The organism is Streptomyces capoamus (genome assembly GCF_014654935.1).
In the GTDB taxonomy this organism is placed as follows: domain Bacteria; phylum Actinomycetota; class Actinomycetes; order Streptomycetales; family Streptomycetaceae; genus Streptomyces; species Streptomyces capoamus.
In genome coordinates this window covers 1-1,153 of record NZ_BNBF01000084.1, presented here as the reverse complement: position 1 = coordinate 1,153, position 1,153 = coordinate 1, and the positions used below count along the sequence as shown (strand labels likewise).

Below are 1,153 nucleotides of genomic sequence, written 5' to 3'. Positions count from 1 at the left end.
GACCTTTGGTCTCTACCCGTACCCGATGAAAAAAATAGGATCACTTCTTATGGATTCGTTGAGAATGATTCGGATCTAGTTCATGGCCTATTAGAAGTGCAAGGCGCTTTGGTGGGATCCTCACGGACAGAAAAAGATTGCAGTCAGTTTGATAATGATCGAGTGACATTGCTTTTTCGCTCCGAACCAAGGGATCCCTTATATATGATGCAAGATGGATCTTGTTCTATCGTTGATCAGAGATTTCTCTATGAAAAATACGAATCGGAGTTTGAAGAAGGGGAAGGAGAAGGAGTCCTCGACCCGCAACAGATAGAGGAGGATTTATTCAATCACATAGTTTGGGCTCCTAGAATATGGCGCCCTCGGGGCTTTCTATTTGATTGTATCGAAAGGCCTAATGAATTGGGATTTCCCTATTCGGCCGGGTCATTTCGGGGCAAGCGGATCATTTATGATGAAAAGTATGAGCTTCAAGAGAATGATTCGGAGTTCTTGCAGAGCGGAACCATGCAGTACCAGAGACGAGATAGGTCTTCCAAAGAACAAGGCTTTTTTAGAATAAGCCAATTCATTTGGGACCCCGCAGATCCACTCTTTTTCCTATTCAAAGATCAACCCTTTGTCTCTGTGTTTTCACATCGAGAATTCTTTGCAGATGAAGAGATGTCAAAGGGGCTTCTTACTTCCCAAACGGATCCTCCTACATCTATATATAAACGCTGGTTTATCAAGAATACGCAAGAAAAGCACTTCGAATTGTTGATTCAGCGCCAGAGATGGCTTAGAACCAATAGTTCATTATCTAATGGATTTTTCCGTTCTAATACTCGATCCGAGAGTTATCAGTATTTATCAAATCTGTTCATATCTAACGGAACGCTATTGGATCGAATGACAAAGACATTGTTGAAAAAAAGATGGCTTTTCTCGGATGAAATGAAAATAGGATTCATGTAATGTAACAGGAGAAGGGTTTCCCATTACTTAGCCGGAAAGATATGTGGCCATGAAATAGGGATTAAGTGGAACGGAATTGACTGGGTGGTAGAGTTGTATAAACACCTGTTTCTTCCACTTAGCTCCATGGAACAATATGCTACTACTGAAACATGGAAGAATTGAAATCTTAGATCAAAACACTATGTATGGA

1 protein-coding gene is annotated in these 1,153 nt (G+C 40.9%); it reads left to right on the top strand.

Translation table 11 applies throughout. The features are described from left to right. A partial coding sequence (locus tag IE312_RS44825; RefSeq protein ID WP_229900948.1) for a protein Ycf2 occupies window positions 1-960 on the top strand: 960 nt, incomplete at its 5' end. Between the last annotated feature and the right edge of the window lie 193 nt (window positions 961-1,153).